This window comes from Kytococcus sp. HMSC28H12 (genome assembly GCF_001816045.1).
GTDB classification, from domain to species: domain Bacteria; phylum Actinomycetota; class Actinomycetes; order Actinomycetales; family Dermatophilaceae; genus Kytococcus; species Kytococcus schroeteri.
This window is the reverse complement of sequence record NZ_KV824667.1, coordinates 1-4876: the sequence shown is the minus strand read 5'-3', so window position 1 is coordinate 4876 and position 4876 is coordinate 1. Positions and strand designations below refer to the sequence as shown.

Annotated in this window: 4 protein-coding genes and 1 tRNA gene; 1 reads left to right on the top strand and 4 read right to left on the bottom strand. The window is 71.9% G+C overall.

Annotated features, from left to right (window positions below):
* The 4 genes from thrS to HMPREF3099_RS10745 all read right to left on the bottom strand — a co-directional run.
* Positions 1-1998: threonine--tRNA ligase (thrS, locus tag HMPREF3099_RS10760; RefSeq protein ID WP_070706009.1), on the bottom strand; the 1998-nt coding region annotated here is incomplete at its 3' end.
* Positions 1999-2201: 203 nt separating this feature from the next.
* Positions 2202-2275 (bottom strand) — tRNA-Val (locus tag HMPREF3099_RS10755).
* A 94-nt stretch (positions 2276-2369) separates the two neighbouring features.
* Entirely contained in the window at positions 2370-2867 is a 498-nt protein-coding gene (locus HMPREF3099_RS10750; protein ID WP_237769843.1) for a TIGR02611 family protein, read from the bottom strand.
* Complete coding sequence (locus HMPREF3099_RS10745; protein WP_070706005.1) at positions 2864-3808, bottom strand: aminotransferase class IV; 945 nt, start codon at positions 3806-3808, stop codon at positions 2864-2866. Before HMPREF3099_RS10745 ends, HMPREF3099_RS10750 begins: the two co-directional genes overlap by 4 nt.
* Before the next feature lie 61 nt (positions 3809-3869).
* On the opposite strand from HMPREF3099_RS10745, the gene HMPREF3099_RS10740 reads away from it, so the two are divergent.
* Complete coding sequence (locus HMPREF3099_RS10740) at positions 3870-4700, top strand: thioesterase family protein (protein ID WP_070706003.1); 831 nt, start codon at positions 3870-3872, stop codon at positions 4698-4700.
* Positions 4701-4876 lie beyond the last annotated feature (176 nt).

Genomic DNA, 4876 nt, shown 5'->3' with positions numbered 1-4876 from the left:
ACTACATCGCCCGCTACCCCGAGGGGCGCGCGTGTCGATCGCCTCGCGGATGCGGGCGATGGCCTCGGCCACCGGCACACCGTTCTCCTGCGAGCCGTCACGGAAGCGGAAGGACACCGCCCCGGCGTCCCGGTCCTCCCCACCGGCGATGAGGGTGAAGGGCACCTTGGAGGTGCTCGCGTTGCGGATCTTCTTGGGGAAGCGGTCGTCGCTGTCGTCGAGCTCCGTGCGGATGCCCTGCGCCTTCATCTGGTCGAGGACCTCCCGCAGGTAGGGGGTGAACTCCTCGGCCACCGGCACACCGAGCACCTGGGTGGGCGCCAGCCACACCGGGAACTGCCCGGCGTAGTGCTCGATGAGCACGCCGATGAAGCGCTCGATGGAACCGAACTTGGCCGAGTGGATCATCACCGGGCGCTCCCGGCCACCGTCGGCCGAGGAGTACTCCAGACCGAAGCGCTCCGGCTGGTTGAAGTCGTACTGGATGGTCGACATCTGCCAGGTGCGGCCGATGGCGTCGCGCGCCTGCACGGAGATCTTCGGGCCGTAGTACGCGGCACCGCCCGGGTCCGGCACGAGCTCGAGCCCGGTCGACTCGGCCACCTCGCGCAGCACGGAGGTGGCCTTCTCCCACTGCTCGTCGGTGCCGATGAACTTGTCCTTCTTGTCGCCCTCCTCGTCACGCGTGGAGAGCTCCAGGTAGTAGTCGTCCAGCCCGAAGTCCCGCAGCAGGGAGAGCACGAAGTCCAGCAGGTGGCGGATCTCGCCGGGCGCCTGCTCCTCGGTGACGTAGGAGTGCGAGTCGTCCTGGGTGATCATCCGCACGCGCGTGAGGCCCTGCAGCACACCGGACTTCTCGTTGCGGTACACCGTGCCGAACTCGAAGAAGCGCAGCGGCAGGTCACGGTAGGAGCGCTGCTCGCTGCGGTAGATGAGGTTGTGCATCGGGCAGTTCATGGCCTTGACGCGGTAGGCCTGCCCGTCGTCGTCGAGCTCCGGCATCATGCCGTCCGCGTAGTACGGCAGGTGCCCGGAGGTGTGGAAGAGCTGCTCCTTGGCCAGGTGGGGCGTGGTGACGTACTGGAACCCCTCCTCGATGTGGCGCTTGTAGACGTAGTCCTCCATCGCCTTGCGCAGGGCACCGCCCTTGGGGTGGAAGACCGGCAGGCCGGGGCCCACCTCCTCGGGGAAGCTGAAGAGCCCCATCTGCGCGCCGAGCTTGCGGTGGTCGCGGCGCTCGGCCTCGGCCAGGCGCTCCTGGTAGGCCTTGAGCTCGTCCTTGGACGGCCACGCCGTGCCGTAGACGCGCTGCAGCTGCGGGTTCTTCTCCGAGCCGCGCCAGTAGGCCGCCGCCGAGCGGGTGAGCGCGAAGCCGTTGCCGATGAGCTTGGTGCTGGGCAGGTGCGGCCCGCGGCACAGATCGCCCCAGGCCACGGAGCCGTCCCGCTTCACGTTGTCGTAGATGGTCAGCTGCGCGCCGCCCACCTCGGCCGAGGCGCCGTCGGCGGCCTCCTCGGCCGCCCCGCCCTTGAGACCCACCAGCTCGCACTTGTACGGCTCGGCGGCCAGCTCCTCGAGGGCGTCGGCGTCGCTGATCTCGCGGCGCACGAAGGTCTGGCCCTCCTTGACGATGCGCTGCATGGCCTTGGAGAGCTTCTTGAGATCCTCGGGCGTGAACGGCTCGGCCACGTCGAAGTCGTAGTAGAAGCCGTCGGTGATGGGCGGTCCGATGCCGAGCTTGGCCTCGGGGAACTCCTGCTGCACCGCCTGGGCCAGCACGTGGGCCGTCGAGTGGCGCAGGATGTCCAGCCCGTCGGGCTCGCTGATGAGCACGGCCTCCACGACGTCGCCGTCAGCCACCTCGCGGTACAGGTCGCGCAGCTCGCCGTTGACGCGGGTGGCCACGACGGCGCGGTCCTCGCCGAACAGGTCGGTGCCAGTGGTCCCCGTCTCGGCCGTACGGGGTTCGCCGTTCACGGTCAGACTGATGGGGGCCATGACTGCTCCTGTCCGTGCAGCGCGTGCTGCATCTCGATGGGGTGTGGCGCGCGGGATTCCGCGCGCCCGCGCAGTCTACGTGCCGCAGCCCGCTCCCCCACCGGCGCGGCCACCGCCCCACGCCCCGCGCCCAGGGTCACCGCAGTCCTCCCCGGGGACGCGAACGCCCCCGGGTCCTGGTGGACTCCGGGGGCGGCAACGGGTGGGCGCAAAGGGACTCGAACCCCTGACCTCTCGCGTGTGAAGCGAACGCTCTAACCAACTGAGCTATGCGCCCGTGCGCTTCGCCGTGTGACCGGCGCGGGGGCAGACAGTACCCCATCTCGGCGGAGGGTGCCAATTCCGCCTGCTGGCGGCCCGCCCGACCCCGGTCAGCGGGCCCAGACGGGCTCGCCCGGCAGGTGGCCCCAGCGCAGCAGGAGGTCCTCCCAGGAGGCCGGCAGCCCCGGCGGCGGGCCGATCAGCCACAGCACGCACCACACGATGACCGTGCACGTCACGGCGGTGAGGACGCCCAGCCCGATGCGGGCCGGCCACCCCCGCCGGGCCACCCAGTGCGTGAACCGCCCCAGCTGCAGGCGCCCCCAGTGGAGCAGCCGCGAGGCCGGGGGGAACTCGGTGGCCCACAGCAGCACCCCGAGGAAGACGATGGCCCACCCGGGGCCGGGGAAGGGAACGAGGATGAGCCCCAGGACCACCACGAACAGGCCCACGACCCCCACCAGCACCTTGTAGAACGGCCCGACGACCGGCATCGAGCGCAGCGCGTTGCGCCAGGCCCAGTCCCGCTCGTGCAGCGGCACGTGCTCCCCCGCGCCGGCGCCGGCGGACCCACCCGGGCCCGCCGGCGCCCTGTGGCTCGGCGTCACGGGTCGGGGGTGGCGGCGGCGTTCTCGCGGAAGAGCGCCTGCAGGCGACGGGTGACCGGGCCCACCTCGAGGGTGCGGTCGAAGGAGACGCCGTACTGCTCGGACGGCGCCACGGGGGCGGCGAGGCCGGGGGCGGTGGGCAGGGGCGACTCGGTGATCTCCACGAGGCGCTCCACCGGCTGCACCGAGCGGATCGAGCTGGTGATGAAGACCTCCTCGGCGGTGGCGAGGTCGGCCATGGGCACCTGCTCCTCGCGCACCTCGATGCCGGCCTCCCGCGCCCACTCGATGACCAGGCCGCGGGTCACGCCGGCCAGCGGGCCGCGGTCCAGGCCGGGGGTGCGCAGCACGCCGTCGGTCACCACGAAGGTGTTGGAGCCGGTGCCCTCGCAGAGGTCGCCCTCGCTGGTGGCGAAGAGCGTCTCGGTGGCGCCCAGCTTCGAGCCCGCCAGCAGCATGACCGCGTTCTCGGCGTACGACGTGGTCTTGAGCCCGGTGACCGTGGAGTGCAGGTTGCGCCGCCACGGGCCCACGGCCACGGTGGTCGGGCCCTCCATGCCGGGGTCCGGCGCCAGCGCCACGATGTAGGTGGGCTCGGTGTCGTAGCGGCCGGACCCGAGCGGGCCGCGCCCACCGGTGACGGTGTAGCGCAGGCGCTCCAGGGGCAGGGCCTCGCCGTGGACCTCGCGGGAGGCGGCCAGCACGGCATCGATGCCGGCGTCCAGACGGGCCCGGTCCAGCGGGGCCAGCCCGATGCCGGCGAGCGAGCGGTCCATGCGGTCGTGGTGGCGGGTGCGGGCGAAGACCTGACCGTGGCGCACCTCGGCGGTCTCGAAGACCCCGTCCCCGACGGTGATGCCGTGGTCGAGGGCCAGCACGGCGGCGCGGTCGGCGGGCACGAGGGCGCCGTCGACCCAGACGATGGGCTGCGTGTCATTCATGGCCACATGCTAGGTGGGCGCCGTCACACCGGGCGCGGGGCGGCGCCCTACCCTGACCGGCATGAATGCTCTGCCGGACCCCGACGAGGTCGTCGCCGCCCTGCCCACCGACAGCCCCGCCTACTTCCAGCCCCTCGGTGGTGGTCGCTACCAGCCGACGATCCACGTGCAGGGTGCGTGGCGACCGTGGGAGCACCACCTGGCCCCCGTGGTCGGGCTGCTCACCCACGAGCTGCACGAGCACGAGAAGCGCGAGGACATGCAGCTCTCCCGCATCACGCTGGAGGCCTACGGGGTCATGCCGGCGATGCCCTCGACCATCGAGGTGCGCACGGTGCGGCCGGGGCGCACCATCGAGCTGCTCGAGGCGACCATGACCATCGCCGACCGCGTGGTGGTGCGGGCCCACGCCTGGCGCATCGCCGTCGTGGACACCGCCGCCGTGGCCGGGCAGGAGGTCGAGCAGCTCCCGGCGCCGGACACGCTGCCCGACTGGGAGGGCATGAACGTGTGGAGCGGCGGGTTCATCGACTCGCTCACCTTCAAGGAGGTGCCGGGCCACGGCCCCGGGCGCGGGCGCGCGTGGCTGCACACTGACCACCCCCTGGTGGAGGGCGTGGAGGTCTCCCCCGTGGCCGCGGCCATGGCGCTCTCGGACACGGCCAACGGCATCGGCCCGCGACAGAGCCCGGCAGAGTGGATGTTCCCGAACGTGGAGATCTCCATCCACTTGTGGCGCCAGCCCGAGCGCGGCTGGGTGGGGCTCGACGGGCAGGTGATGTGGGGGCCGACCGGCGCCGGCCTGACCTCCACCTGGATGCACGACGAGCAGGGGGCCTTCGCCCGCATCGAGCAGTCACTGACCGTGCGCCCGATGCCGGAGAACCTCTGAGGCACGCGCTGTCCGGGTGGGGATTCCGCACCGTGGTGCGGAATCCCCACCCGGACACGCCCCGACTTGGCACTCGGGCCGAAGTTGGTTATTGTTTCCCAGCGCCGCAGGGCCCCCGGACGTCACAGACGCCGAGGACACAGCGCGCAGGCGGACATAGCTCAGTTGGTAGAGCG